Annotated in this window: 22 protein-coding genes; 5 read left to right on the top strand and 17 right to left on the bottom strand. The window is 69.2% G+C overall.

All coding sequences use genetic code 11. The features are described 5' to 3' along the window. Window positions 1-125: 125 nt before the first annotated feature. From ACWJIO_RS12835 to ACWJIO_RS12815, 5 genes are read right to left on the bottom strand one after another with little or no spacing between them, the layout of a single operon-like run. Entirely contained in the window at window positions 126-1,205 is a 1,080-nt protein-coding gene (locus ACWJIO_RS12835; protein ID WP_480313994.1) for a lysylphosphatidylglycerol synthase domain-containing protein, read from the bottom strand. After that, a complete protein-coding gene (larC, locus tag ACWJIO_RS12830; protein ID WP_480313992.1) occupies window positions 1,202-2,467 on the bottom strand; it encodes a nickel pincer cofactor biosynthesis protein LarC in 1,266 nt (421 codons plus the stop codon). Before larC ends, ACWJIO_RS12835 begins: the two co-directional genes overlap by 4 nt. Further along, a complete protein-coding gene (locus tag ACWJIO_RS12825; protein WP_480313989.1) occupies window positions 2,464-3,171 on the bottom strand; it encodes a hypothetical protein in 708 nt (235 codons plus the stop codon). Before ACWJIO_RS12825 ends, larC begins: the two co-directional genes overlap by 4 nt. Beyond that, window positions 3,168-3,905 carry a DUF554 family protein gene (locus ACWJIO_RS12820; protein WP_480313987.1) on the bottom strand — a complete coding sequence of 246 codons (738 nt, stop codon included), beginning with the start codon at window positions 3,903-3,905 and terminating at the stop codon, window positions 3,168-3,170. Before ACWJIO_RS12820 ends, ACWJIO_RS12825 begins: the two co-directional genes overlap by 4 nt. A 1-nt stretch (window position 3,906) precedes the next feature. Then, the gene (locus tag ACWJIO_RS12815) at window positions 3,907-4,629 is read right to left on the bottom strand and encodes a hypothetical protein (RefSeq protein WP_480313985.1); all 723 of its coding nucleotides are present in this window, start codon (window positions 4,627-4,629) and stop codon (window positions 3,907-3,909) included. A 99-nt stretch (window positions 4,630-4,728) separates the two neighbouring features. Between ACWJIO_RS12815 and ACWJIO_RS12810 the strand changes: the two genes are divergently transcribed. After that, window positions 4,729-5,580: a tetratricopeptide repeat protein gene (locus ACWJIO_RS12810; RefSeq protein ID WP_480313983.1), complete on the top strand. Its 852-nt coding sequence runs from the start codon at window positions 4,729-4,731 to the stop codon at window positions 5,578-5,580. Here the strand turns inward: ACWJIO_RS12810 and ACWJIO_RS12805 are convergent. After that, window positions 5,534-5,887, bottom strand: coding sequence for a hypothetical protein (locus tag ACWJIO_RS12805; RefSeq protein WP_480313981.1), 354 nt, complete (start codon window positions 5,885-5,887; stop codon window positions 5,534-5,536). The genes ACWJIO_RS12810 and ACWJIO_RS12805 overlap by 47 nt on opposite strands. Window positions 5,888-5,954: 67 nt before the next feature. Here ACWJIO_RS12805 and xth point away from each other — a divergent pair, with 67 nt between their 5' ends. Next, window positions 5,955-6,785: an exodeoxyribonuclease III gene (gene xth / locus ACWJIO_RS12800; protein ID WP_480313979.1), complete on the top strand. Its 831-nt coding sequence runs from the start codon at window positions 5,955-5,957 to the stop codon at window positions 6,783-6,785. A gap of 89 nt (window positions 6,786-6,874) precedes the next feature. Then, complete coding sequence (locus ACWJIO_RS12795; protein WP_480313977.1) at window positions 6,875-8,518, top strand: alpha/beta hydrolase; 1,644 nt, start codon at window positions 6,875-6,877, stop codon at window positions 8,516-8,518. Between the two features lie 32 nt (window positions 8,519-8,550). On the opposite strand, the gene ACWJIO_RS12790 is transcribed toward ACWJIO_RS12795, so the two are convergent. Then, window positions 8,551-10,017: an FAD-linked oxidase C-terminal domain-containing protein gene (locus ACWJIO_RS12790; protein ID WP_480313975.1), complete on the bottom strand. Its 1,467-nt coding sequence runs from the start codon at window positions 10,015-10,017 to the stop codon at window positions 8,551-8,553. 286 nt (window positions 10,018-10,303) lie between these two features. On the opposite strand from ACWJIO_RS12790, the gene hemL reads away from it, so the two are divergent. Both hemL and ACWJIO_RS12780 read left to right on the top strand, forming a co-directional pair. Continuing rightward, complete coding sequence (gene hemL, locus ACWJIO_RS12785) at window positions 10,304-11,590, top strand: glutamate-1-semialdehyde 2,1-aminomutase (protein WP_480314164.1); 1,287 nt, start codon at window positions 10,304-10,306, stop codon at window positions 11,588-11,590. A gap of 7 nt (window positions 11,591-11,597) precedes the next feature. Further along, window positions 11,598-12,884: an NRAMP family divalent metal transporter gene (locus tag ACWJIO_RS12780; protein ID WP_480313973.1), complete on the top strand. Its 1,287-nt coding sequence runs from the start codon at window positions 11,598-11,600 to the stop codon at window positions 12,882-12,884. Here the strand turns inward: ACWJIO_RS12780 and ACWJIO_RS12775 are convergent. The 10 genes from ACWJIO_RS12775 to ACWJIO_RS12730 form a co-directional block, all read right to left on the bottom strand. Continuing rightward, window positions 12,871-14,400, bottom strand: a complete 1,530-nt coding sequence (locus ACWJIO_RS12775) for a GMC oxidoreductase (RefSeq protein ID WP_480313971.1) — start codon at window positions 14,398-14,400, stop codon at window positions 12,871-12,873. The genes ACWJIO_RS12780 and ACWJIO_RS12775 overlap by 14 nt on opposite strands. Window positions 14,401-14,428: 28 nt before the next feature. Next, on the bottom strand, window positions 14,429-15,028 hold the full coding sequence (locus ACWJIO_RS12770; protein ID WP_480313969.1) for a cytochrome c oxidase subunit 3: 600 nt from the start codon (window positions 15,026-15,028) through the stop codon (window positions 14,429-14,431). Continuing rightward, on the bottom strand, window positions 15,025-16,731 hold the full coding sequence (locus ACWJIO_RS12765) for a cytochrome c oxidase subunit I (protein ID WP_193915262.1): 1,707 nt from the start codon (window positions 16,729-16,731) through the stop codon (window positions 15,025-15,027). Before ACWJIO_RS12765 ends, ACWJIO_RS12770 begins: the two co-directional genes overlap by 4 nt. A 1-nt stretch (window position 16,732) precedes the next feature. Further along, window positions 16,733-17,689 (bottom strand): cytochrome c oxidase subunit II, encoded by a 957-nt coding sequence (locus tag ACWJIO_RS12760; protein WP_193915260.1) that lies wholly within the window; start codon window positions 17,687-17,689, stop codon window positions 16,733-16,735. Next, on the bottom strand, window positions 17,686-18,261 hold the full coding sequence (locus ACWJIO_RS12755; RefSeq protein ID WP_186699129.1) for a DUF2231 domain-containing protein: 576 nt from the start codon (window positions 18,259-18,261) through the stop codon (window positions 17,686-17,688). The genes ACWJIO_RS12760 and ACWJIO_RS12755 overlap by 4 nt, the downstream gene beginning before the upstream one ends. After that, a complete protein-coding gene (locus ACWJIO_RS12750; RefSeq protein ID WP_186699127.1) occupies window positions 18,261-18,758 on the bottom strand; it encodes a DUF2231 domain-containing protein in 498 nt (165 codons plus the stop codon). The genes ACWJIO_RS12755 and ACWJIO_RS12750 overlap by 1 nt, the downstream gene beginning before the upstream one ends. Window positions 18,759-18,873: 115 nt before the next feature. After that, window positions 18,874-20,760 (bottom strand): gamma-glutamyltransferase, encoded by a 1,887-nt coding sequence (ggt, locus tag ACWJIO_RS12745; protein ID WP_480313966.1) that lies wholly within the window; start codon window positions 20,758-20,760, stop codon window positions 18,874-18,876. Beyond that, entirely contained in the window at window positions 20,744-24,490 is a 3,747-nt protein-coding gene (locus ACWJIO_RS12740) for a hydantoinase B/oxoprolinase family protein (RefSeq protein ID WP_480313964.1), read from the bottom strand. The genes ggt and ACWJIO_RS12740 overlap by 17 nt, the downstream gene beginning before the upstream one ends. Window positions 24,491-24,536: 46 nt before the next feature. Then, the gene (locus ACWJIO_RS12735; RefSeq protein ID WP_480313962.1) at window positions 24,537-24,953 is read right to left on the bottom strand and encodes a hypothetical protein; all 417 of its coding nucleotides are present in this window, start codon (window positions 24,951-24,953) and stop codon (window positions 24,537-24,539) included. Window positions 24,954-25,326: 373 nt separating this feature from the next. After that, the gene (locus tag ACWJIO_RS12730) at window positions 25,327-25,818 is read right to left on the bottom strand and encodes a YajQ family cyclic di-GMP-binding protein (RefSeq protein ID WP_480313960.1); all 492 of its coding nucleotides are present in this window, start codon (window positions 25,816-25,818) and stop codon (window positions 25,327-25,329) included. Window positions 25,819-25,863 lie beyond the last annotated feature (45 nt).

Here is a 25,863-nt window from a genome sequence, read left to right as displayed (position 1 = left end):
GCCGCCGTGGGGCCTGCGGCGGCAGCCCTGGAACCAGGGGTCGGGGGGGAAGGCACCACAGAGAGCCTGGGCTTCTCAACAATAGGCGTAATTGCGAAGCATGGCCATGGCGGCAGGCCCGCAGTTCAGGCCGCAGGGCGGGCTCCAGTGCGGCCTAGGCCCGTGGGCTGATCCAGGCGTTGGTCCAGGCGAGCCGTGAGCGCCGCCAGCAGATCGGCCAGGGTCACCGTGAGCCGGTAGCTGATGGCGATGGCCAGCAGGGGTGCCTCGGAGATCTGGCCACCGAGGCGCAGCAGCAGCACCGCCTCGAACACGCCGATGCCGCCGGGAGCTCCGGGCACCACCAGGCCGGCGGTCCAGGCGAGGGCGAAGGCCGCCAGCCAGCCGCCCCAGCCCAGGGAACCCTGCAGCTCAAAAGCGAGCACGCAGCAGCCGAAGCCGCCGAAGCGCAGCAGCACGAAACCCAGCTGGGCCAGCAGGGGGGCCACGGGATAGGCACCGGGCAGGGGGACTGCGGCCTGGCCCACAGCCAGGGTCTCTGAGCCACTGTCCAGCTCCAGCTCGCGGCCCCGGCGCCGTTCGAGGGCCAGCAGCAGGGGCCTCAACCAGCGGGGCAGCAACAGCAACAGGGGCAGCAGCGCCACCAGGGCCACCCCACTGCGCCAGCCATCGGCCGCCACCAGGGCCAGGGCCGCCACGGCGGCAATCAGGGGATCGAGCAGCACGGCCGCCAGGGCCTGGGGCAAAGCCACAGGGCTGCGCAGCGGACCGGCCGGATCCCGCAGCAGGGCCAGCCGGCTGGTGAGGTGCCAGATCCCCCCCGGCAGAAACTTGCGCAGGTTGGTGTCGAGATACATCCGCACCAGGGCGGCCCAGCGGGGGCGCTGCCCCAGCCAGAGCAACAGCACGCCAAAGCCGAGCCCATTGGCCACCAGGCTCAGCAGGCTGGCCCCCACCGCCAGCAGCAGCCAGAGCCAGCCCTGCAGGTCCAGGCTCAGCTGCAGCATCTGGCGGCCGTGGTTGAGCAGGGCTGCGAGCAGGAACCCGAAGCTCAGCAGAGTGAACCAGAGCCCTAGCCCCCCGGGTGGGGCAGGCAGGCGGTCCAGCCTGGCCTGAACAGCCCGGCCCCAATGGCCAGCCTTCTGCAGCCAGGCCAGCCCCCGCCGCTTCAGCCCGCTCGTGAGACGCCCTTTGAGGCCGCTCATGGGGCGAGCTCCATGGCAGCCGGGTCTACCGCGTCAACCTTGCCCTGCAGGGCCTCCTGAACCACGGCGCGCACCTGCTCAATGCTGAGATTGTGGCTGTGGGCGAGCCCCACCAAGGCGTCGTGTTCCGGTTTGCTGCGCCAGCGGCCGTCGGGCAGGCGAGCCTGCTTGATCGGCACCTCCCCCAGGGGGGTGGGCAGCAGCAGCTGGCGCCGGGGCAGCACCCAGCGGGGCTGGCTGCGTTCGCGCAGGCCCAGGCTCGTGCTGTGCTGCCACCACACGCCGCGCAGGCTGGCCGCCCAGGCTGGATCGGCCAGGGCCGTGACTAGCCAGCCGGGGCGTCCCTTCTTCATCTGGATCGGCGTGCAGAACACCTCCAGGGCGCCGGCCTGGCGCAGGGCCTCCTGCAGCACGGCCAGGTCCTCGGGGGTGGCGTCATCGATCTGGGCCTGCTGCTCCACCACGGTTTCCACTGCGGCCTCCAGGTCCAGTTCGTCCTGGGGCTGTGCCGGAGTTGCAGCGGGCCCCTCCACCGGATCGGCCAGCACCAGCCGCAGCAAGTTGGGACGGTCGAGTTGACGGCTGCCCAGGCCGATGCCCACCTGGCGCGGCCGGTGGGCCGGGGGCAGGCCGAAGCTCTGTGCCCAAGCCGCCATCAGGGCCAGACCCGTGGGGGTGGTGAGTTCGCCGGCGGGGAAGCCGGCCGCCGAGGCCAGGGGAATGCCATGGCAGCGGGCGATCTCCAGCACGGCGGGGGCCGGCAACGGCAGGATGCCGTGGGCCGTGGTCACGGTGCCGTGGCCCGCCGGCGGCGGGGTGCACTCCAGCCGGCTGATGGCCAGATGCAGCAGGGCGGCGCAGACCCCCACCACATCCACGAGGGCATCGAGGGCCCCCACTTCATGGAAGTGCACCTGCTCAGGGGCATGGCCATGGACGCGGGCTTCAGCCTCCGCCAGCAGCTCGAAGACGGAGAGCACCCTGGCCCGCAGGGCCTCGGGCCAGGGGGCCTCCAGCAGGGTGCGGCGCAGGGACTGCCAGGTGCGCGCCGGTGGGTCGGCGTCCTGGTTCACGACCTCCAGGTGCAGGCCCCGCAGCCCGCCGCTGCGGCGCTCGCTGATCTGCAGCGCGTAAGTACCAGCAAGACCGAGGTCGGCCAGGGGGGCGTGGACCACCTCGGCCGGCACCCCGAGATCGAGCAGGGCCGCCAGCAGCATGTTGCCCGCCAGGCCGGTGGGGCAATCCAACAGGGCCAGCGTCATCGGCCCGGCTCCGCGCCGGAGTCTTCCGTAGGCGAGGCAGCGCCCGGTGCGGTGTCGTGTGAGCTTTCGGGGGGGGAGCTATGGCCCAGGCGCGGTGCAGCCACCAGCAGGGCCTGGGCCTGGCGCTCGAGATCGTCGCGCCGGCCGCGCAGGCACTGCTCCACCTCGCGGCGGGCCCGGCGCTGCTCGCGCTGGGCCGTGTCCACGTCGTGGCCCGAGAGGCCCCAGAGCCGGCCCAGCAGGGCGCGGTCATCGGCACCGCCCACATGGTCGCCATAGATCAGCTGCTCAGCGGCGATACCCGCCTGCAACACCCGGCTCCAGCGGCGCAGATCTTCAAGGGCGAGTTTGGTGCTGGCGGGGGGCTCCAGCTCTGTGGTGCCGCCGGCACTGAGACCCAGCCGCAGGCAGGCCAGGCTGCCCACCAGCACCTGGCGCACCACCATCCCCTCCTGGGCCGCGATCAGCACGTGACCCGCCTCGTGGGTGGCGATCCGACGCAGCCGCAACTGCCCACCAGGCATGGCCTCGGCCAGCAGATGGCCACCACGCCCCCCGAAGCGGAAGGCATCCAGGCTCAGAAAACCAAGGCAGAACGCCACGGCCACGGCGATCCACCAGGGCGAGAGCCCCAGCAGGGGCCCCAGCACGGCCAACAGACTGATCAGGGCGACGGCCACCCCTGCGGCCAGGGGCGAGGTCATGGTCGAATCAACCAGCCGGCGGCCGGGGCCAACACCAGGGCTGCCAGGCCGTTCACCACCGAGGGGTGGGGCAACTGCAAGAGGTCGAGGGCCAGGGCCAGCACCAGCAGGCCCCCCACAGCTGCCGTGAACAGCACGGCCGGCGCCTGGGATGGATCGCCCACACTGCCTGCGAGCAATGCCCCGGCGCCAGAGAGGCCGAACTGCAGAACGGCAAGCGGCAGCAACACCCAGAGCAGCACCAGCCCAACACCGGCGGCCAGCACCGCCGCGCTGAGGCCGTCGAGGCCCGCCTTCACCAACAGCAGGTCGGGATCCCCCAAGGCGCCATTGCGCAGACAGCCCAGCAGGGTCATCGGACCGATGCAGAAGAGCACGAAAGCCCCGCTCACCACGTCCGCGCTGCCATGGCCTGGGACGCCCACTCGGGGGCTGTTGCTCCTAGCCAGCCAGGCCTCGAGCCGGCGTTCCAGGGCCAGCCCATGGCCGAACCAAGAGCCCAGCACCAGCACCATCAGGGCAGCCAGCACGGCCGGGAAGGGCCCCAGCCGCAGACTCCACAGGGGCTGAACCATCTCGATAGCGAGCAGCAGCGTGATCACCCCGAGCCACTGCTGCCATTGACACCGGAGGTCGGCGGGCAGGCGGTGCCCCAGCCGCGAGCCCACCATGCCGCCGGCGAACACCGTCAGCAGGTTGACCCACGTGCCGCCGGTGGCCGCCCAGAAGGCCATCTCAGCCCACCGGCCTGCTCACCGCCGTGCGACCGCCGCCCCGCTTGGGGCTGGGCTTGGCACCGCCTTCGCGGCGGCCCTTGCCACCACGGCTGCCCCGCTGGGCCACAGGGGCCAGCACCTCAAAGCTCTCCAGCTGAAGCTGCTCCCCGCAGCGGCGCATGGCCAGCGAGACGAAATGGCGCAGATGGTCGAGGGGAACCTCTCCCTTGAGCTGCAGCTTGAACGGAATCGGGCGGCTGCCATCGGAGCGCGGCAGCTGCCTCACCTTGACCACCAGATCCCCCGTTTCAGGACGGGTGTAGATCAGCTCGCCCCGCACGGAGAAGTAGTCATCACCCTCGGGGAGCTCATCGCTGCCAGGCGCCTGGACAGGGCCGCCCTCTGCTTCGCCCCCCACGGCCCCACCGACCGCAGGATCGACATCCGCCGGCTCGGCCAGGGTGCTGGGCTCCCAGACCCCCACCATCTGCAGATGCAGACCCTGCTCCTCCCGGGAGCGGGGGTAGACCACCCAGAGGTGGGGCTGGGCGAGATCGAGGTGCCGCCGCATCAGCGTGAGCAGGCGCCCGAGCACCACGGCCTCAACGGCCTGGCCATCGGCCGTGTGGATGGCTCCGCGGGTGAGCTGCTCGGGGTCGGTGGGCACATAGGTACCGCGCACCACGCCGATGGCCCGGTACTGCAACGGTTCGGTGACCGGTGGGATGGGGTGGTCGCGCATGTCGACCAATGTAAAGGCCCCAGCCTGTCGTGCTGACCGGATCCGGGGGGTGGGAAGCCAGGGCAGACTGAAGGCCTGCTCGCACAGGTCCCCGGCGCCATGCCTCCAGCCCCCCGACGGCAGGGTCCCTGGCTCGCTGTAGCTACGGTGGCCTTGGCCGTCACCTCCCTATCAGTGGGCTGGTGGCTGGGGCAGCAGCGGGGCGGCGCTCCCGGCACCACCGCTTCACGGCCGGGCCTGCAGCGCGAGGCCGCCCAGCTGAGAGGCCGCTTCGACAGTGGCCAGGCCAGCGAAAGTGAGCAGCAACGTCTGCTCGAATTGCTGGTGGCACTTGACCGCCGGGCCGAGGCCACCCCCTTGGTGGAACGACTAGCCGACCAGCAGCCCCAGCGCTGGTCCTTGCGGCTGCTGTTGGCCGAACTGCGCCGCGACCAGAACGACCGGGCAGGTGCCGAACGGGAACTGCGCCAGGTGTTGAACCAGCGGCCCGACCAGGTGGAGGCCTTGCAATTGATGGCCTTGATCCAGCTGGAAACGGGGCGCGCCGCCGAGGCCAGAAGCCAGCTTGAGGGAGCCCTGCGGCGGGCCAGCACCCCCACGCCCAGCCCCAATGCCGTGCCCATCGGCCTGCTGCTCGCCAACGTGCTGCAACGCAGCGGCCAGGGTGGCCAGGCGGAGGCGGAACTGATCAAGCTCTCGGGCACCTTCCCCAAAGATCCGCGGCCCATCCTTGCTGTGGCCCTGATTCAGCAGGAGCGAGGCGACACCAAGGCAGCCCATGACAGCTTGGCCAAGGCCAGGCAACAGGGAGGCAAGGACGCCGATTCGCGCCTGGACAGAGTTGCCGCGGCCTGGGGCCTCAAATCAATCCAGAGCAAAGGACCAGCCCAGGCGCGTCCGGAGGTCAAGGCGGAGCCAACCGGGAGCCCGGCGACGCGGACTGAGAATTGAAGTCCTGCAGCGCGGCATCCACAGCGTCGCCTGGCGACGTGGCGTCGTCGAGGGCCGTGGCCCGCCGCAGCCTGTTCATCAGATCCATGGGGTTGGTCGCATCGAGGATGTTGCTGCTGCCGCCACGGGGGGCGCCGGTGCCGAAGTCATCGTCGTTGGAGTCCAGTGGACCGCCGAGGGTCTGGCCGTAGCCGGCCTGCTGAGCCCCGGCAGGCGGGGCCAGACCAGCAGAGGCGCCCACCAGGGCCGCTGCGGCAGCCAGACCCAGGGCCAGGGATGCGGGGCGAATCAGAGCCATGGGGGCCATGGGGAACGCTCGCGAAGCCAGTGGTTGGATGCTAAGGGGGATTCGACCCGCTCTGAGCCGAGCCCCCATGCGCATCGCCACCTGGAACGTCAACTCCGTGCGAACCCGCCTGGAGCAGATCCGGGCCTGGCTGCAGCAGGAGCGTCCCGAGGTGCTCTGTCTGCAGGAGACCAAGGTGGCCGATGAGCTCTTCCCCCATCAGGCCTTCAGCGAGCTCGGCTACAGCAGCGCCATCAGCGGCCAGAAGGCCTACAACGGCGTGGCCATTCTCAGCCTGCTGCCGCTCGAGGATGTGCAGATCGGCTTTACGGCCCTGCTGCCGGGGGAGCCCGAGGCCGAGCGGCTCGGCGAGCAGAAGCGGGTGATCAGTGCCCTGGTGGAAGGGCTGCGGGTGCTCAACCTCTACGTGCCCAACGGCAGCGCCCTCAGCAGCGACAAGTACCGCTACAAGCTGGACTGGCTGGACTGTCTGGGGCGGTTTCTCGGCGTCCAGGCGCAGCAGGGCGACCCCCTGTGCATGCTGGGCGACTTCAACATCGGCCCCGAAGCCCGCGACCTGCACGATCCGAAGCGGCTCACGGGCGGCATCATGGCCAGCGAGGCCGAGCGGCAGGCCCTGGCGGCAGCGCTGGACAATCGGCTCAGCGATGCCTTCCGCCTGTTCGAGCCGGACAGCGGGCACTGGAGCTGGTGGGACTACCGCAGCGGCGCCTGGGACCGGGACCGGGGCTGGCGCATCGATCACATCTATCTTTCTGAGGAGCTGGTGGCTTGCGCCAGCGGCTGTCAGATCCACAGGCACACCCGGGGCAATGAGCAACCCAGCGACCACGCGCCGGTGGTGGTGAACCTGGCCTGGCCACCCCAGGAGGAGGACGACGAGGGCGAAGAAGCCTGAGTTCAGTAGCCTTCGGCCACGAATTTCTTCCATCCTTCATGGCACGGCATCAGGTCATCTCCAGGGGGATGAAGCGTTGCAGCAGGATCTTGAAGGGACAGCTGGTTGGCCTGGCTCTGCTGGCGGTCGCCGGTTCAGGGCTGCTCAGCCAACCCGCCAGGGCGGAGGAAACGCTCTCCTTCTCCTATGGGCCGCTGATCCGTTCGCTGAAGCTGAGCTCACTGGAGGCCTTTGCCAAGGATGGAACGGTTGAAGAGGATCTCGGTTTTTTCCTGGCGGCGGTGAAGCCCGAGCAATACCCCCTGCTGCGCAAAGCCCTCACCACGAAGGCCAACGTTGACCCCCTGATCGTTTCGCGATTCTTCAACACGGGAATCGGAGAAGACATTCTCGAGCGCCTGGGCAAAGCGATCACCGTGCTGCGCGGTGGGAACGGGAAACTGGTGCTGCGGGCCGCCTTGGTGAATGCAGCCTTCTCCGAAGAGGGGCTCAGCTTGCTGTCGGTGCTCGACCAACTCCCAGCCAACATCCAGATCCATGGGGAAAAGGTGCTGGGGGCTGAAAAGGCCGCGGAGCGCGTGATCGCCGCCACCGAACGCCTGGACACGGTGATGAGCAGCCTCACGGCAGCGGAAGCCGAGGCTCAGCCCGTGGAGGACTACGCCGCCATGGCCAATCCGCGCCAACCGGGTCCGCACCCGGTGACCAAAGAGGTCTGGAACCTGACCGATACCACACGGGATCGTTCGTTCTACGTGGATGTCTACACACCGAAGATCAAGGGATCAACAACGATTCCCGTGATCGTGTTGTCCCATGGCCTGGCCTCCCGTCCAGAAGATTTCGCTGAGGTCATGCAGCAGATTGCCTCCCATGGCTATCTGATTGCCGCACCCCAACACCCAGGCAGCGATGCGATCTGGCTGCAGGAGATGCTGCGGGGCCTGCACAAAGACCTCTTCGATATCAACGATTTTGTCAACCGCCCCAAGGACGTCAGCTTCGTCATCGATGAGCTGGAGCGACGCAATGCGGACCAGTTCAACGGCAGACTCAACCTCGAAAAAGTGGGCGTGGCCGGCCATTCCTTCGGCGGCTACACGGTGCTGGCCCTGGGTGGTGCCCAGGTCGATCTCGCTTACCTCAAGGAAGACTGCGAACGTCCCTATGCGGCCCTGAATCTCTCACTGCTGCTGCAATGCCAGGCCCTGCGGCTGCCACCCCAGGACCTCACCAACCTCCAGGACGACCGCACCGCAGCAGTGTTCGCCGCCAACCCGGTGAATCGGAGCATCTTCGGCAAGGCCGGTATCGGCAAGCTCAAGCTGCCGGTGGTGATGGCCTCCGGCAGCTACGACCCGGCAACGCCGCCAGCCCTGGAGCAGGCCGCTTCCTTCACCTGGCTCACGGCCCCCGACAAGTACTGGCTGATCGTGCAGGGCCAGGCCCATGTGAACTTCACCAAGATTGACCCGGGCATCAAGGACGCCATCCAGTCCATGACGGATCTGACCCTGCCCAGCCAGGGCCTGATCGGCGGCTACATGCAAGGCATGGCATTGCCCTTCTTCGAGGTGCATCTGAAGGGAAACGACAGCTACAAGCCCTACCTGCGTTCTTCCTATGCCGACTATCTCAGCAGGGATGAAAGGTTCAAGCTCTTCATGGTGAGCGGCGCCTCCTCAGAGAAACTCAGCGAGGCCATCGAAGCGTTCCGCAAGGAGTATCCATGAGCAAGAACAATCCGTTGGAAAAGCCCAGCGGATCAGAACACCACAGCCTCCTCGGGCAAGCTGACCCCTTCCTGCTGCAGCACCTGCACCCGCCTGGCTGATTCGGCGCAGGTGCGCGGGGTGGGAAAGATCTTGCCGGGGTTGGCCCTGCCCTGGGGATCGAAACAGCGGCGCACCAACTGCATCGTGGCCAGGTCGTCCGGGCTGAACATCCAGCTGAGGTAGCAGCGCTTGTCGCTGCCCACGCCGTGCTCACCGGTGATGCTGCCCCCCGCCTCCACGCAGAGCCGCAGGATCTCGGCCCCCAGCTCCTGCACCCGCTCAGCGATGCCCGGCTCACCGGCCCGATAGAGGATCAGGGGGTGGAGATTGCCGTCACCGGCATGAAACACATTGGCCACCGGCAGATCGAAGCGCTCGCTGAGGCCCTCGATCGCCGCCAGCACCCGGGGCAGGGCGCTGCGGGGCACCACCCCATCCTGGAGGTAGTAGCTGGGGAAGCGCCGGCCCAGGGCCGAGATCGCCGACTTGCGGCCCTTCCAGAGCAGGGCCCGCTCCTCGGGATCCCAGGCTTCGCGCACCCGCCTGGCCCCCGCCTGGCGGCAGAGGGCGGTCGCCAGCTCAGCGGCGGCGGCCACCTCCCGCTGCTGGCCATCCAGCTCGATCAGCAGCACGGCGGCGGCGTCGCGAGGGTATTCGTCGTGGCCGAAGTAGTCGTCCACCGCCTCGATCGTGAGGCGGTCCATCATTTCCATCCCCGCCGGCATCACCCCAGCCGCCGTCACTTGCCGCACGGCTTCACCGGCGGCCTCCATGGAGGTGAAGTCCGCCAGCAGCACGGCCACGCTCTGGGGCGCCTGCAGCAGCCGCAGGGTGATGGCTGTGGCGATGCCGAGGGTGCCCTCGCTGCCGATGAAGGCTCCGCGCAGATCGATCTCGGCCATCTCATCGAGCTGCCCCCCCAGGGTGGTGACCGTGCCATCAGGCAGCACCACCTCCAGGGCCAGCACGTGGTTGCTGGTGACGCCGTACTTGAGGCAGTGCACGCCGCCCGAGTTCTCGGCCACGTTGCCGCCGATGCTGCAGGCCACCTGGCTGGAGGGATCGGGGGCGTAATAGAAGCCGTCCCCGGCCACCGCCCGGGTCACCCAGCTGTTGATCACACCGGGCTGCACCACCACCCGCCGGTTGGCGAGGTCGAGCTCGATCACCTTGCGCATGCGGCTGGTGGCCACCACCAGGGCCTCGGTTTCGGCCACGGCCCCACCGGAGAGGCCCGTGCCACTGCCCCGGGCCACGAAGGGCACCCCCTCGCGGTGGCAGAGAGCCAGCACATCCGACACCTGCTGGGTGGTCTCAGGAAGCACCACCAGGCGCGGCTGGTGGCGATTCAGGGTGAGGCCGTCGCAGTCGTAGGCGAGCAGCTCCTGGGCCGCCGCCACCACGGCGCGGGCGGGCAGCAGCCGGCGCAGGTCGCGCTCCAGGCCGGGCCAGTCCATGCTCCCAGGGGCGGAGCTGGCCGTGCCGGATCTCAGGGTGCCGGAGCTCACAGTGCCGGAGGATTCACAGGGCCGGAAGGCTCCCAGGGCCGGTTGAACGTGACCCGAAGCTACCCACAAACCGTTCTGCCGGGTCTTGGGCCAGGATGGGAAGCGGTCGTTCCGTAATGCTCCACCGTTACGGCGCAAGGCACCGGGCCATCCCCGGCCGTTGCTCCCCGGCCCCAGACACCCTTCACCCCCCGCGGAATCCGCTTTGACCTCGGCTCCCGTATCGGCTCCCGCCGTGAACACCGCCCGCTCCCAGGAGATCTTCACTGCCGCCCAGGCCCTGATGCCCGGTGGTGTGAGTTCGCCGGTACGGGCGTTCCGTTCCGTGGGAGGCAATCCGATCGTGTTCGACCGGGTCAAGGGCGCCTACGCCTGGGACGTGGATGGCAACCGCTTCATCGACTACATCGGCAGCTGGGGGCCGGCCATCTGCGGCCACGCCCACCCCGAAGTGATCGCCGCCCTGCACAGCGCCCTCGACAAGGGCACCAGCTTCGGCGCCCCCTGTGAGCTGGAGAACGAGCTGGCCCAGCGGGTGATCGAGGCCGTGCCCTCCGTGGAGATGGTGCGCTTCGTGAACAGCGGCACCGAGGCCTGCATGTCCGTGCTGCGCCTGATGCGCGCCTTCACCGGCCGCGAGAAGGTGATCAAGTTCGAGGGCTGCTACCACGGCCACGCCGACATGTTTCTGGTCAAGGCCGGTTCCGGCGTGGCCACCCTCGGCCTGCCCGATTCCCCGGGCGTGCCCCGGGCCACCACCGCCAGCACCCTCACCGCCCCCTACAACGACCTGGAAGCTGTGAAGCAGCTGTTCGCCGAAAATCCCGGCGAAATCTCCGGCGTGATCCTCGAACCGGTGGTGGGCAATGCCGGCTTCATCCCGCCGGTGCCGGGCTTCCTGGAGGGCATCCGCGAGCTCACCAAGGAGAACGGCGCCCTGCTGGTGTTCGACGAGGTGATGACCGGCTTCCGCATCAGTTACGGCGGCGCCCAGGCCCGCTTCGGGGTGACCCCCGACCTCACCACCATGGGCAAGGTGATCGGCGGTGGCCTGCCGGTGGGCGCCTACGGTGGCAAGGCCGAGATCATGGCGATGGTGGCCCCGGCGGGGCCGATGTATCAGGCGGGCACCCTCAGCGGCAATCCCCTGGCCATGACCGCAGGGATCAAGACGCTGGATCTGCTGCGCCAGCCGGGCACCTACGAGCGGCTGGAAGCCACCACCCAGCGCCTGATCAAGGGCATTCTCGAGGCCGGCAAAGCGGCCGGCCTGCCGATCTGCGGCGGCTCGATCAGCGCCATGTTCGGCTTCTTCCTCTGCGATGGGCCGGTGCGCAACTTCGAGGAGGCGAAGGCCGCCGATGCGGCCCGCTTCGGCAAGCTGCACCGGGCCATGCTCGAGCGCGGCGTGTACCTGGCCCCCAGTGCCTTCGAGGCCGGCTTCACCTCCCTGGCCCACAGCGACGCCGACGTGGATGCCACCCTCACCGCCTTCCAGGAGAGCTTCGCCGCCATCGCCTGAGGTCCTGATGGACCCCACGCCCGCGGTCAGAGACCCCGCCGCCGACCAGCCCCTCAGCCTCTCCAGCCTGCGCCAGGCCCTGGGGCCGGGGGTCTTGCTGGCCGGTGCCGCCATCGGCGGCTCCCATCTGGTGGCCTCCACCCAGGCCGGTGCCCGCTATGGCCTGGGCCTGCTGGGCCTGGTGCTGCTGGCCAACCTGGTGAAATATCCCTTTCTGCTGGTGGGCACGCGCTTCACGGCGGTCACCGGCCTCAGCCTGCTGGAGGGATACCAGCGCCAGCGCCCCTGGTATCTGCCCCTGTTCCTGCTGATCACCCTCGCCACCGGCGTGGCCAACATCGCCGCCGTGACGGCAGTGGCCGGCAGCCTGGCCACCAGCTTCCTGCCCTTCAGCCCGGTGCTGCTCTCCCTGGCCCTGCTGGTCCTGGGGCTGGCCCTGCTGCTGCTGGGGCATTACCGCAGCCTCGATCGGTTCAGCAAGGTGATCGTGCTGCTGCTGGTGCTGTGCACCGCGGTGGCCACGGGGGCCGTGCTGCTGCGCGGGCGGCTGGGCAGCGGGGCCGGCCTGTTCAGCCCCAGCCCCTGGAGCCTCACGTCCCTGCCCTTTCTGGTGGCCCTGATCGGCTGGATGCCCTGTCCGCTGGATCTGGCGGCCTGGTCATCGCTATGGATCTTTGCCCGGGAGGAGGACACAGGTGAACGCAGCAGCCGGGCCGCCATGGAAGCCGACTTCAACCTCGGCTACGTCCTCACCACGGTGATGGCCGTGCTGTTCCTGCTGCTGGGCGCCTGGGTGATGCACGGCACGGGCCGGGAGTTCTCGCAGGCCGGAGCCGCCTTTGCCCAGCAGCTGGTGCAGCTCTACACCGCCAGCCTGGGGAGTTGGGCCTACCCCCTGATCGCTGCTGCGGCCTTCATCACGATGCTGAGCACCAGCCTCACCTGCCTGGATGGCTACCCCCGCTCTGCCTCAGCCGGACTGCGGCTGCTGCGGGGTCACCGGGGCCAGCAGGTGCACGATCGTCGCGACCAGCAGCTCTGGATTGGCCTGCATGCCCTGCTGGCGGCCGCCGTGGTGGGCCTCTGGCCAGGCTCCATGGGCACCCTGGTGCAGCTGGCCATGGTGGTGTCCTTCCTCACCACACCCGTGCTGGCGGCGATGAACCTGAAGGTGATGCAGGGCCGCCAGGTGGCCCCGCAGGATCGCTTCCACGGCGGTCTGCTGCTGCTGGCGCGCCTCGGCCTGGGGCTGCTGTCGGCGTTTCTGCTGGTGTTCCTGCTCAGCCTGGGCTGAGTTCCCGGCGCAGGCGTTCGCCCAGCCGCAGGGCCAGGGCGATCACGGTGAGGCCCGGCCCCACCGCCGGACAGCTGGGAAACACGCTGGCATCGGCCACGCTCAGGTTGGCCAGGCCATGGCAGCGACCCTCCAGGTCCACCACGGCCTGGGCCGGATCTGAGCCCATGCGGCAGGTGCCGCTGGAATAGCCCATCACCGCCAGCGGCGCCTCGCCACGGGGGTAGATCGGGGCGGCGCGCACCACCTGGGTGAGGGGGTCGGCCTCCAGCTTCTGGATGGTGTCCAGCCAGCGGTAGACGAGCCGGTCGTGGGCCTCGCGGTTGTTGGGCAGGTAGTTGATCTGGATGCTCTCCCCCCGCAGGGTGACGCGGTTCTCGGGCTCGGGCAGCACGCCGCTCATCGCCCACCAGCTCACGGAGCGATCGGCCAGCCATTCCACGGCGCGATCGGGCAGCAACCGGGTGATCAGCGACAGGATCGGCGGCGATTCGGCGAACAGCGGATCCTGCAGCACACCCCCACCGCTCTGGATCGAGCCGAGCGGGAAGCTCACATTGCGGTCGCCCCAGTAGTAGTCGCTGATGCCGAGGCTGCGGGCGTAGCGGCCCGAGTTGGGTTCGCTGGCGAGCTGCAGCATGGCGGTGAGCTGGGGCTTCATCAGGTTGCGGCCCACCTGGCCGGAGCCGTTGGCCAGGCCCTCAGGGTGGCTGTCGCTGGCGGAGCGCAGCAGGATGGCGGCGGTGTTCACGGCGCCGGCAGAGAGCACCACCTGGTGGGCCCGGAACAGCCAGCGCTGGGAGCCGATCTCCGCCTCCACCCCCTTCACTTCAGTGCCTGCGGGGTTCACGTGCAGGCGCCGCACCTCAGCGCCCGTGCGCAGCACACAGGATCCCGGCCCTTCCTCACAGGCGGGCCACACGCCGAACAGCTCAGCATCACCGGTGGGGTCATCCGGATCGCTCGACCAGCTCAGGGGCAGGGGATAGGGATGGAGGCCCCGGCGCTGCAGGCCAGCCTCGATCGCCTCCATCAACGGCTCGAAGCGCCGCGGCGGATGGGGGTAGGCCGTGCTGCGGGTTGGCTCCGTGGGATCGATGCCGGCACGGCCATGCACCCGGTAGAGCTGCTCAGCGCGGTCGTACCAGGGGGCCAGATCGCCATAGCGGAGGCCCCAGTCGGGGCTGCGGCCCTCCTGCAGGGCCAGGCCGCTGAACTCCGCTTCGCGCATGCGCTCCAGCACACCGCCCCAGATCTTGGAGTTGCCGCCGGGGGCATAGAGCATCTGGGGCAGGAAGGGGTCCCCATCGGGGCCAAACCAGCTGCCCGAGGGGTGGTAGCGGCGGCGGCGGAACAGGTCCACATCGGCCACGTTCTGATCGGCGAGCGGCAGGGAGATGCCGCGCTCCAGCAACAGCACTGAGCAGCCGGCCCGCACCAGCTCAGCGGCGAGGGTGCCACCGGCTGCGCCGGCGCCGACGATCAGAACGTCGTAATCGCGGTCGTCAATGATCATGGCTCCGGGTCCCAACTCAGCCACCGCGTCAGACCTGCCACACGTAGAGGAGCAGGAACAGCACGATCCAGATCACATCCACGAAGTGCCAGAACAGCGACACGGCCACCACGCCCACCTCGCCGTCGTCGTAATTGCCGGGCCGAAAGGAGCGGGCCAGCATCAGGCCCATCAACAGGATGCCGCTGATCACATGCAGGCCATGGAAGCCCGTGAGCAGATAGAACCCCGCCCCGAACACCCCATCGCCGAGGCCGAAGGGCAGCCGCAGCCACTCCATCACCTGGCCATAGATGAACACGCTGCCCATCAGCATGGTGAGCAGCCACCAGGCGCGGAAGCTCCTGAGACGGCGGCGGTGCAGGGCGCGCTCGGCCAGCCAGGCCACACCGCTGCTGCTCACCAGCACCGCCGTGTAGGCCAGCGGTTCACGCACCTCCAGGCCCGTCACCCCCGGCGGCAGCCACAGCGGCGAGGAGGCCTTGAGCACCGCATAGCCGGCAAAGAAGGCCAGGAAGATCACGCTCTCCGAGAGCAGGAAGATCACGAAGCCCGTGAGCGTGTGGTTGGCGTGTCCATGGCCATGGCTGGCGGCGGCGGCCGTGGTCTGGGAGGAGAAGTCCGTCATGGCTCGATCCGGCCGGCGGCCTCGGCCCAGTCCACGTAGCGCTGCTGGTCTTCCACGAGCGGTCGGTTCAGGCCGTAGCCGTAGGGACCGCTGATCACGGTGGGCACATGGTCTTCGAAGTTCTCCACGGGCGGTGGTGAGGGCAGCAGCCACTCCAGACCGATCGCCTGCCAGGGGTTGGGCGGCGCCTTGGCGCCCCGGGCCCAGGAGCTCACCACGTTGAGCAGGAAGGGGATCGTGGCCACCCCCAGCAGGAAGGCGCCGAGGCTGGCCAGCACATTGGCCAGGGCGAATTCGGGGTCGTAGGAGGCCACCCGGCGTGGCATGCCCATCAGGCCGGCCCAGTGCATCGGCAGGAAGTTGAGGGTGCTGCCCACGAAGGTGAGCACGAAGTGCAGCTTGCCGAGGCTCTCCACCATCATCCGGCCCGTGAATTTGGGGAACCAGTGGTAAATGGCGGCAAACACGCCGAAGGTGAGGGTGGAGAAGATCACGTAGTGAAAATGGCCCACCACGAAATAGGTGTTGCCCACGTGGATGTCCACCGGCACGGTGGCCAGCATCACGCCGGTGATACCGGCGAAGATGAAGTTCACGATGCCGCCCAGGCAGAACAGCATCGGCGTGCTGAGCCGGATGCGGCCGCGCCAGAGGGTGCCGATCCAGGCAAACACCTTGATGCCGGTGGGCACTGCGATCAGCATGGTGGTGACCATGAACACATTGCGCATCCACTGCGGCGTACCGCTGTAGAACATGTGGTGCACCCACACGATCAGGCTGAGGCCGGTGATCGCGAACGAGGCCACGGCCACCACCGGATAGCCGAACAGGGGCTTGCGGGCGTACACCGGCAGGATCTCCGAAAAGATGCCGAACACCGGCAGGGCCATCACATAGACGGCCGGATGGGAATAGAACCAGAAGAAGTGCTGATAGAGCATCGGGTCGCCACCGCCTTCAGGGCGGTAGAAGCTGGTGCCGAAGCTGAGGTCGAACAGCAGCATCACGGCGCCGCCGGTGAGCACCGGCAGGCCGATCAGCTGGATGATCTGGGCGGCGGCGGCGGTCCAGCAGAAGATCGGCATCCGAAACCAGCCCATCCCAGGCGCCCGCATGCGGATGATGGTGGTCACGAAGTTCACCGCCCCCAGGATCGAGGAGATGCCGGAGAGGGCCACCGCCAGAATCCACAGAAACTGGCCGTTGAGGAACAGCCCCAGGGGGTTCTGCAGACTCAGGGGCGGGTAGGCCCACCAGCCCGAACTGGAGGGGCCACCGGGCACCAGGAAGCTGGCCATCAGGATCACCCCGAACACCGGGAACATCCAGAAGGCCAGGGCATTGAGCCGGGGAAAGGCCATGTCCGGCGCGCCGATCATCACCGGAATCAACAGGTTGTTGAAACCGTTGAGGATCGGGAATAGAAACAGGAACAGCATCACTGTTCCATGCATGGTGTAGAGGCCGTTGTACACGGTGGGATCCACCAGATCGGCCGGCGGAGTGATCAGCTCACCGCGCATGATCATGGCCAGCACACCGCCCACCAGCAGGAAGAGCAGGGCCACGGCGATGTACTGGATGCCGATCACCTTGGCATCGGTGTTGAAGCTGAAGAAGCGCCGCCAGTTGTCCGGAGCGCCCGGAACCGGGTGGGAGGCCTTCAGCACCCGGGGATCAAAGGGGGAGGTGGAGGTCATCTCAGGCGTCGTGGGGGGCGGAGGGGTCGGCGCTCACGTTCACCTGCGGCGCTGGAGCCGGTGGCACCGTGGCCCAGCCGCGGTCGCCGCGGGCCTGGCGCTGCTTGTAGAGCTCCACGGCAGGGTTGGCACCGGGGCGCAGGGGCTCGCGGCTGGCTGCCTCCAGCCAGGCCTGGAAGCGCTGCGGCGTTTCCACCACCACGTCGGTCTGGTTGGCAGCGAAATAGGCACCGCTGAACATCGAATCGCGCAGCCGGTAGCGGCCGGGGCGGGTGGGGATGAGGCTGTAGTCGATCACGCTGCCGGGGATGAGGTCCTGCTTGAGACGAAACGCCGGCACGTAGAACCCATGGATCACATCCAGCGACTGCAACCGGAAGTGGGCCCGTTCATCCACCGGCAGATGCAGCTCGGTGCTGCGCACGCCGTTGGGGTAGATGAACTCCCACGACCACTGGCGCGCCAGCACGGTGATCGGCTCGGGGGCCGCGGCCGGATCGCTGGCGGCCAGGCCAGCGGCCTGGGCCGTGAGGGGGCCGGCCTCCAGCACCGGTGCAGCGGCGGTGGGAAGGCGGAGCTTGCCACCCAGGGTGGCCAGGGTGCGGTTGACACCGATCGCGTGCCAGCTGATCGCCATCACCACCAGCAGGGGGATCACGGTCCACACCACCTCCAGCTTGAGGTTGCCTTCGATCGGTGCGCCGTCCTCCATGTCGTACTTCGGCGCCCGGTTGAACAGCAGCGTCCAGCCGATCACGCCGAGGCAGCCGAAGAAGATGAAACTGCCGATGCCCGTCTCCAGGGCGAACAGGTTGTCCACATGGGGGGCCGCGGCCGAGGCCTGCACCGGCAGCCAGCGGTGCGAGAGCCGGGCCATGCCCAGGCTGAGCCAGCCGTCCAGGAGCACGGCGGCGCCGAGGCCCAGGCCGAGAGGCATCAGACGGCTGCTGCTGGTCATGGCAGGGCCTCGCGCAGATCGAAGCCCCTGGCCAGCAGCTGGTCGGCGGTGACGTGCACGCCGAACTCAGCCGCCAGCTCGGCGCCGAGGGTGCCGTGCAGACCGATCACCCCGAACAGCACCAGGCCGGAGAGCAGGTAGCTCCACTGCACCTGGCGGCCCAGGTCGCGCCGCCAGCGGAAGCGCTGGAAGCCGCGCCAGAGCGTCATCGCCACGATCAGCAGCAGGATCAGCACCCCGCCCACGCCATGCCAGAGCAGGGTGGCGGAGGCCCCCAGGCCCAGGCTGCTGGTGACCCCCTCGATCGGCTGGGCCAGCAGCATCTCGTAGAGGCCCGCAGCCACCGTGAAGAAACTCACCAGAGCGCAGGCGAGCAGGTTGTACCAGCCCACGGCGTGAAAGCCGGAGCGGGTCACCGGCAGGGCCAGAAAGCGGAACAGCCGCTTCTCCAGGGGAAACAGGGCGCCGGCGACGTCGAAGACGATCGCAATCACGAACAGGCCGATCGTGAAGTGCACCAGGTTGGGGTGGATCGGCAGGGCGTAGGGAAGATCGTTGGGGCCGAGCGCCATCAGACCAGGCCTCCACGCACCGCTTCCACCACGGGCACCGTGTGCAGGCCGTAGATCCACACGAGCTGGTTGCCCAGCCCCACCTGCACCACGATCAAGGCGCTGAGCAGGGCGCCGGCGGCCAGGAAGGCCAGGGGCAGGCGTTCGGGGTCCCGGCCCCGGATCACGTAACGCCAGCCGGAGAGCAGCGACAGCACGGCCGCCAACGACCAGCCGATGGTGCTGTGCAGGCTGAGGATGTCGCGGGACTGTCCGTAGGGGTTGGCCAGCCCGGCTTCCACCTGGCCGAAGATGATCGCCACGAAGATCGCCGCGGTGGCGAACAGCAGGTTCCAGAAACTGACCTCAAACAGGGCCGGCTTGCGGGCCACCACGCCGATCAGATCGAACACGAACATCACCAGGCCCATGGCGATCACGAAGTGCACCACGATCGGGTGAATCGTGTCGATCCAGGGGAGGTTGTGGTCGTTGAGGGGGGGCAACAGCTCAAACATGGGGCTGGCACCACCGAACGGTTCCAGCCTGCTGGCTGGATCGGCGGCGTCGCTGCGGTTGTGATGGATTGCGACAGCCGTGTGGGCAATCCCCCATCTGCACTCGGCTCTGGCCTCACTCCGGCAGGGCCTTGGCCTCGGAGCGGCGCGGATCCACCGCGCCGAGGCTGCCCTCCGCCGTGATTTCCACACTGTTGGCGGAACCCATGGCGCGGCTGCGCCGCAGGCTGTGGCCGCGGGCCTCCAGCAGCTTCAGGGTGTCGGGGCTGAAGCCCTCCTCGTGGGAGAGGCGATCGGGCAGCAGCTGGGCATGGATGCGAGGGGCGGCAACGGCCCCGGCCAGGTTGAGGCCGTGGTCGATGCGGTTGAGCAGCACCTGCAGCACGGTGGTGAGGATGCGGCTGCCGCCGGGGCTGCCCGTGGCCAGCCAGGGACTGCCATCGGGCCGGAACACCAGGGTGGGGCTCATCGAGCTGAGGGGCCGGCGGCCGGGGGCGATCGTGTTGGCGGCGCCCTGCACCAGGCCGAAGGCATTGGGGCTGCCGATCCGCGCCGTGAAGTCGTCCATCTCGTTGTTGAGCAGGAAGCCGGCGCCTGGCACGGCGATGCCGTTGCCGAAGGGGAAGTTCAAGGTGGTGGTCAGGGCCACCAGGCCTCCCTGGCGATCGGCCACGGAAAAGTGCAGGGTGTCCTCGCTCTCCGGCAGGGGAGGCGGGCCCTGCTGCACCGCCGCCGCCGGGCGATGGCGCTCCAGATCCAGGGCCTGGCGCTGGGCCTCCACATAGGCCGGATCCAGCAGCCGCTCCAGTGGCATGGCCACCTGGTCAGGATCGCCCAGCAGGGCGTTGCGGTCGCGGTAGGCCAGGTGCATCGCCTCCGCCATCCGGTGCAGGCTGGCGGCACTGTGATGACCCAGGCCGGCCAGGTCCATGGGCTCCAGGATCGCCAGCAACTGCAGGATCGTCACGGCGCTGCTGGGGGGCGGCGGCACCAGCACGGTGTGACCGCGGTAGCGGCCCTCCAGAGGGCGCACCAGCACGGCCCGGTAGGCGGCCAGATCGGCCGCCGTGATCAGGCCGCCGCCCTGGCGCATCAAGGCGGTGAGGGCTTCAGCAGTGGGGCCGGCGTAGAAGCCCAGCTCCCCCTCGGCGGCGATGCGCCGCAGGCTTGTGGCCAGCTCGGGCTGGCGCAGCCGGGCGCCGGCGCGGGCCGCCGGCAGAAAGATGCGGCTGGCGGTGGGATCGGCCTGCAGCCGGGCGGCACTGCGGCTCAGGTCCTCAGCCAGGGCACGACTCACCACGAAGCCCCCCTCGGCCAGGGCGATGGCGGGGGCCATCACCTGCTCCAGGGGCAGGCGGCCGTAGCAGCGTTGGGCCAGCGCCAGGCCCGCCACCGATCCCGGCACGCCGGTGCTGAGCAGGCTGGCCGTGGCGCGCTGGCGGTCCACGCTGCCGTCGGGGCGCAGAAACAGGTCGGGGCCGGCGGCCTGGGGGGCCTTTTCCCGGAAGTTCACGGCCACGGCCGTGCCGCCGCCGATGCGCAGCTCCACTCCCGGCTCGCCGCCAGGCCCAGGGGTGGACCCAGGGGCGCTGGGGCCATCCAGGCAGCCGCGGCCCTCAGCCGGCGATGGACCCGGCAGCCACAGCACCAGAAAACCGCCGCCGCCGAGGTTGCCCGCCTGGGGTTCGGTCACCGCCAGAGCGAAGGCCACGGCCACGGCCGCATCCACGGCATTGCCCCCCTGGCGCAGCACCCGCACGCCAACCGCCCCGGCGATGGGCTCCTGGGCGGCCACCATGCCCCGGGCTGACCACACCGGCTGGAAGCGCTGGCCCCGCTCCTGCAGCACATTGGACGGCGCCACCGAGGCGCCACCCTGGGCTCCAGCCGCAAGGGGAACGGCCGCCAGCAGCGCTGCTGCCACGGGCGCCACGGCCAGCAGCGCCGTTCCCAGCCAGCCGCTCAGCCAGGTCTTGGCGCCGCGATCAGTCCGGTGCGCCATAGCCCCCTCCTCCAGGTGTTTCGATCACCAGTCGATCACCGGGCTCCACTGCCACTTCGCAGATGCCGGCAAGCATCACCACTGTGCCGTCCTCCCGCTCCAGGCGGTTGCTGCCCACCCGGCCCGGCTGCCCGCCGGCCAGCCCCGCCGGCGCCACCCGCCGCGCGCCCGAGAGCAGCGACACCGTCATCGGGGCCAGGAAGCGCAGCTCCCGCACCACCCCGTCGCCGCCGGGCCAACGGCCGTGGCCACCGCTGCCGCGCCGGATCGCAAAGCGCTCGATCCGGATCGGCAGACGCTCCTCCATCACCTCGGGGTCCGTGAGGCGGGAGTTGGTCATGTGGCTCTGCACGGCGCTGGCGCCGGCAAATCCCTGGCCCTGCAGATCCCTGCCGCCGCCGGTGCCGCCGCAGATCGTCTCGTAGTACTGAATCTGGGCGGTGCCGAAGCTGAGGTTGTTCATCGTGCCCTGGGCCGCGGCCTGCACGCCCAGGGCCGCGAACAGGGCATTGGCCAGGGCCTGGGATGTTTCCACATTGCCGGCCACCACGGCCGCCGGCGGGGCGGGATTGAGCAGGCAGCCTGGCGGCACCAGCAGTTCCAGGGGTTCGAAACAGCCGGCGTTGAGCGGAATCGGCTCGCCCACCAGGCAGCGGAACACGTAGAGCGCCACGGCTCGGGTGATCGCCAGCGGAGCGTTCAGGTTGCCGGGGTGCTGGGGGGAGGTGCCCCGGAAATCGAGCAGGGCCGAGCGCCGCTGCCGATCAAGGTGCACGGCCACCACGATGCGGCTGCCGTCGTCGAGTTCCACGCAGGCGGAGCCATCCTTGAGGCGATCGATCACCCGGCGCACGGCCTCGGCGGCATGGGCCTGGCCATGGGCCATGTAGGCCCGCACCTCGGCCAGGCCCTTGGCCCGGATCAGGCCCGTGAGCTCCTCCACCCCCAGGCGGTTGGCGGCCACCTGGGCCTGCAGGTCGGCGAGCAGCTGGTCGGGCTGGCGCACCGGATGGGGCCCCTGATCAAAGCGCCGGCGCCAGGCCGTGATGTCGATCTCACCGCGGTGCAGAAACAGCAGGTTGTCGAGCCTGAGCCCCTCCTGCTCGATCGTGCGGCTGAAGGCTGGCATCGAGCCGGGGGTGATGCCGCCCACGTCGGCGTGGTGGCCCCGGCAGGCCACGAAACAGCTGGGCGTCAGCGGGTCGCCGCCGGGGGCGAACACAGGGGTGATCGCCGTGATGTCCGGCAGGTGGGTGCCGCCTTGATAGGGGTCGTTGGCGAGCACCACGTCCCCCGGCTCCAGGCGAGGGCGCTCGCCGCGGGCCACGGCCGCCAGCAGGCTGGCCACGCTCTCGCCCATGGAGCCGAGATGCACCGGAATATGGGGGGCCGTGGCCACCAGCCGGCCGGCCGCATCGAAGACGGCGCAGGAGAAGTCGAGCCGCTCGCGGATGTTGAGGGAGCGGGCGCTCTGCTGCAGGCGTGTGCCCATCTGCTCGGCGATGGCCACGAAGCGGTGGTGGTAGAGCTCCAGCAGGGTGGGGTCGGCCTGTGCTGGCAGCGCTGGGGCGGGCACAGCGGCCTGGGGCTGGGAAGGGGCCTGCAGCAGCAGCGCCCCATCCGGGAGCACATCTCCAGACCAGCCGGCTTCCAGCACCGATGTGCTGGTGGGATCCAGGAGCAGCGCCGGGCCCTCCAGCCGTTGGCCGGGCCGCAGCTCGGCCCGGCGCCAGAGGGGCACCGCCTGCCAGCCGCGGGCCTCATCAAGCCACAGGTTCACCGTGGCTCCGTAGCCCAGTTCGGCTGTCGGGTCTGTTGCGTCGGTCGGGGCTGCTTCGGCTTCCCAGCCTGGCGCTGCCCCTGGCGGCTCAGGGGGGGCCACCTCCACCAGCAACCGCTGCACCACCAGCTCCGCCATCTGCAGCTCAGGGGAGTAGCCAAAGCGTTGGCGATGCTCCTCGCCGAAGGCAGCCGCCAGCGACTCCGCGCTCATGCCCGGCGTCCAGGCCAGCAGCAGGCCTTGATCGCGACCAGGTGGTCGCACCTCAAGGGAAAACCAGCAGCGCAGCGGCCCCTCGGTGCCGCCCAGGTCGCCGGCCTGCTCCAGGGCCAGGGCGGCTTCCTGGCGCAGGGTCTCGGCCCGGCGCTGCAGCTGCTCCAGGCTGGCCGGCAGCAGCGGCAGCGCCGTGGGGCACTCCCGCAGGCTGCGCTGCTCGGCCTGGCCGATGCCATAGGCCGAGAGCACGCCGGCCAGGGGATGGAACAGCACCCGGCTGATGCCGAGGCCCTCGGCCAACCGGCAGGCGTGCTGGCCGCCCGCACCGCCAAAGCTCACCAGCAGGGCATCGCGGAGGTCGTGGCCCCGCTCGATCGAGAGGCGCCGCACCGCCGCGGCCATGGTGTCCAGGCCCAGGTCCAGGGCTCCGGCAGCCACCTGCTGCGGGGTGATGCCGGGTGAGGCCAGCTGCATGGCCGCGGCCAGGGCGGCAAAGCGCCCGGCCACGGCCCCCAGGTCTGGGGGCTGGTCGCCGCTGACGCCGAACACCGCCGGCAGCGCCACAGCGGGCAGGCGCCCCAGCAACAGGTTGGCGTCGGTGAGGGTGGCAGGGCCACCCCGGCCATAGGCCGCTGGCCCCGGGTCAGATCCTGCGGAGGCGGGGCCCACGCTCAGGCTCTGGCCGTCGAAGCGCAGGATGGAACCACCACCGGCGGCCACGGTGTGGATCGGCAGCATCGGCGCCTGGAGGCGCAGCCCGGCCAGCTCGGATTCGCCCTGGCGCTCCCAGGCCAGGGGGCCCCTGGAGGGGTCCCAGTGGAAGACATCCGTGGAGGTGCCGCCCATGTCGAAGCCCACCACGGGCCCCAGCGCGGAGCCCGACGCCGCCATGGCCTCGCGGGCCACGGCCACGGCCCCCACCATGCCGCCGGCCGGGCCGGAGAGGATCGTGTCCTTGGCCAGCAGAGCACTTGGGGCGGCAAGGGCACCGCTCGAACGCATCACCCGCAGGCGTGGCCTTGCGCCGGAGCGGGGGGCGTGGCTCGCCAGGGAGCGCTGCACCTGCCGAAGATAAGCCTCAAGCGCCGGCGCCACTGCCGCCTCCACCAGGGCCGTGTGGCCCCGGGGCACCAGCCGGGCCAGGGCGCTCAGCCGGTGGGAGAGCGCCACCTGCTCGAAGCCGAAGGGCTGCAGCCAGGCCTCCAGCTGGAGCTCATGGGCCGGCTGGCGGCAGCTGTGCAGCAGGGCCACCGCACAGCTGCTGAAACCGTCGCTACGGGCCTGGCCCACCGCCCGGGCCAGGGCGTCATCGAGCAGGAGGGGAGCCAACACCTCACCGTTGGCGCTCAAGCGCCCCGCCACCTCGAGCACCCTCACCTCCAGGGGCCTGGGCCGCTGGATGGCCAGGGAGAAGAGATCGGGGCGATGCTGATCGCCAATGGTCAGCAGATCGGCAAAGCCCCGATTCGCCAGCAGCAGCACCGGCGAGCCACGGTGCTCGAGCAGGGCGTTGGTGGCCACGGTGGTACCCAGGCGCATCTCCTCGATGGGAGCACAGCCAGCCAGCTCAGCCATGGCCGCGAGCACCGGGTCCCCCGATGGTCCCGGCGGCAAGGAAAGCACCTTGCGCACCCGTAGACAGCCTTCGGGGTCGCGGCCGATGACGTCGGTGAAGGTGCCGCCCCGGTCGATCCAGAAACGCCAGCCACAGCTGGGCAGTTCAGCACCAATCACCGTCTGCCTGATGCCGGGAGGTCCGCTCAGGCTAAGCAGAGCTGCCTCAGTCGAGGCCTGAGGCCAGGGAGACGCGGAGCTTGTCTAGGGGCACACCGTTGAACCCGTAAACGCCGTTGCCGAAGCTTCGCAGATCCCGGAAGCGGAAGGTGCGGCCCACATTGCGGAGACGCACGACATCCTCGCGGCCGAAGTTGCGGATCACATAGCGCTGCATGTGATTGAAGGGGCCGTGAGTACGGGTGGTGTTGGTGAACACAAAGGTGTCCCGCACCTTGTCGTTGCCGAAGTTGATCACACTGTTGGTGCGCTTGGTGATCGCACCGGCCTGATCGCCAAAGATCACCTTGTCACGGTCGCCATTGCCGTTGTACGACCAGCCGGCGGCCATGGCCCGGTTGATCACCACACGGTTGGTGATGCCATCGCCTTTGCCCCTGGCATTGATCTTCACCCTGGCCACCACCGGTTGACCAGCCCAGGTGCTGTTACCAGTCAGGTTCAGCTTGGACCCGTTCTTGGAGCCGCGCCGACCCATCCAGGAGGGGAGATTCCGAACCTTCCATTCACTCATCGCCAAAACTCATCAAGCCTCAGCACCGTAACAAATCAGGGCGGGGGCCCGCGGGGGCTATTGCGGACAGTTTGGGGACCGTCAGTTCAGATGGTCTGAGCTGAAATGCAGGACATGGCACAGGTCGAATCGGAATCGACTTGACAACTGCGGTAGCAACCAAAAGGCTTAATACATTGAAGATTGGCGATAACAAGTGCGACAGGACACGTCCACCCTTGCCTAGGCCAGCACAACAATTGGCACCCCAGCTGGTGGCTCCTCAGCGGTAGTTCTCGAACTGCAGCGGCACCTCCACCTCCTGGTCCCTGAGCAGCTGGATCGCCGCCTGGAGATCGTCCTTGCTCTTGGCGGTGACCCGCAGGCTCTCGCCCTGGATCGCCACGGACACTTTCTTGAGGTTGTCGCGCACCACCTTGCTGAGATCCTTGGCCAGCTCCTTGCTGAGGCCCTTGCGCAACTTCACCTCCTGCTTGACCCGGTTGCCACCCACGGCCTCCGGGGTCTGGAAGTCGAAGATCTTGAGCGAGAGGTTGCGCTTGGTGGCCTTCTGGCGCAGCACGTCCTCCACCGCCTGCAGAGTCATGTCCGTGGCCGTGGTGATGGTGAGGCTGGTCTCCTCCAGGGCGATCTCGGTGGCCGAGTCCTTGAGGTCGTAGCGCTGGCCCACATCCCGGCGCACCTGGTCGAGGGTGTTCACCAGTTCCTGGCGGTCGAAATCCGAGACCACATCGAAGGAATAGGTGTCAGCCATGGGTCAGGGGGAGCGCGCGGTGCCGCAAGCAGCGTAGAAAACCAC

Source organism: Paraciimarium castrense LEGE 11436, from assembly GCF_056633055.1.
Note: the sequence above shows the minus strand (reverse complement) of the source record. Positions and strands in the feature narration are given on the sequence as shown.

Coding starts and splice junctions, on each gene's coding strand:
- ACWJIO_RS12835 (WP_480313994.1), bottom strand. CDS start 1,205: ATGAGCGGCCTCAAAGGGCGTCTCACGAGCGGGCTGAAGCGGCGGGGG.
- larC (WP_480313992.1), bottom strand. CDS start 2,467: ATGACGCTGGCCCTGTTGGATTGCCCCACCGGCCTGGCGGGCAACATG.
- ACWJIO_RS12825 (WP_480313989.1), bottom strand. CDS start 3,171: ATGACCTCGCCCCTGGCCGCAGGGGTGGCCGTCGCCCTGATCAGTCTG.
- ACWJIO_RS12820 (WP_480313987.1), bottom strand. CDS start 3,905: ATGGCCTTCTGGGCGGCCACCGGCGGCACGTGGGTCAACCTGCTGACG.
- ACWJIO_RS12815 (WP_480313985.1), bottom strand. CDS start 4,629: ATGCGCGACCACCCCATCCCACCGGTCACCGAACCGTTGCAGTACCGG.
- ACWJIO_RS12810 (WP_480313983.1), top strand. CDS start 4,729: ATGCCTCCAGCCCCCCGACGGCAGGGTCCCTGGCTCGCTGTAGCTACG.
- ACWJIO_RS12805 (WP_480313981.1), bottom strand. CDS start 5,887: ATGGCCCCCATGGCTCTGATTCGCCCCGCATCCCTGGCCCTGGGTCTG.
- xth (WP_480313979.1), top strand. CDS start 5,955: ATGCGCATCGCCACCTGGAACGTCAACTCCGTGCGAACCCGCCTGGAG.
- ACWJIO_RS12790 (WP_480313975.1), bottom strand. CDS start 10,017: ATGGACTGGCCCGGCCTGGAGCGCGACCTGCGCCGGCTGCTGCCCGCC.
- ACWJIO_RS12780 (WP_480313973.1), top strand. CDS start 11,598: ATGGACCCCACGCCCGCGGTCAGAGACCCCGCCGCCGACCAGCCCCTC.
- ACWJIO_RS12775 (WP_480313971.1), bottom strand. CDS start 14,400: ATGATCATTGACGACCGCGATTACGACGTTCTGATCGTCGGCGCCGGC.
- ACWJIO_RS12770 (WP_480313969.1), bottom strand. CDS start 15,028: ATGACGGACTTCTCCTCCCAGACCACGGCCGCCGCCGCCAGCCATGGC.
- ACWJIO_RS12765 (WP_193915262.1), bottom strand. CDS start 16,731: ATGACCTCCACCTCCCCCTTTGATCCCCGGGTGCTGAAGGCCTCCCAC.
- ACWJIO_RS12760 (WP_193915260.1), bottom strand. CDS start 17,689: ATGACCAGCAGCAGCCGTCTGATGCCTCTCGGCCTGGGCCTCGGCGCC.
- ACWJIO_RS12755 (WP_186699129.1), bottom strand. CDS start 18,261: ATGGCGCTCGGCCCCAACGATCTTCCCTACGCCCTGCCGATCCACCCC.
- ACWJIO_RS12750 (WP_186699127.1), bottom strand. CDS start 18,758: ATGTTTGAGCTGTTGCCCCCCCTCAACGACCACAACCTCCCCTGGATC.
- ggt (WP_480313966.1), bottom strand. CDS start 20,760: ATGGCGCACCGGACTGATCGCGGCGCCAAGACCTGGCTGAGCGGCTGG.
- ACWJIO_RS12730 (WP_480313960.1), bottom strand. CDS start 25,818: ATGGCTGACACCTATTCCTTCGATGTGGTCTCGGATTTCGACCGCCAG.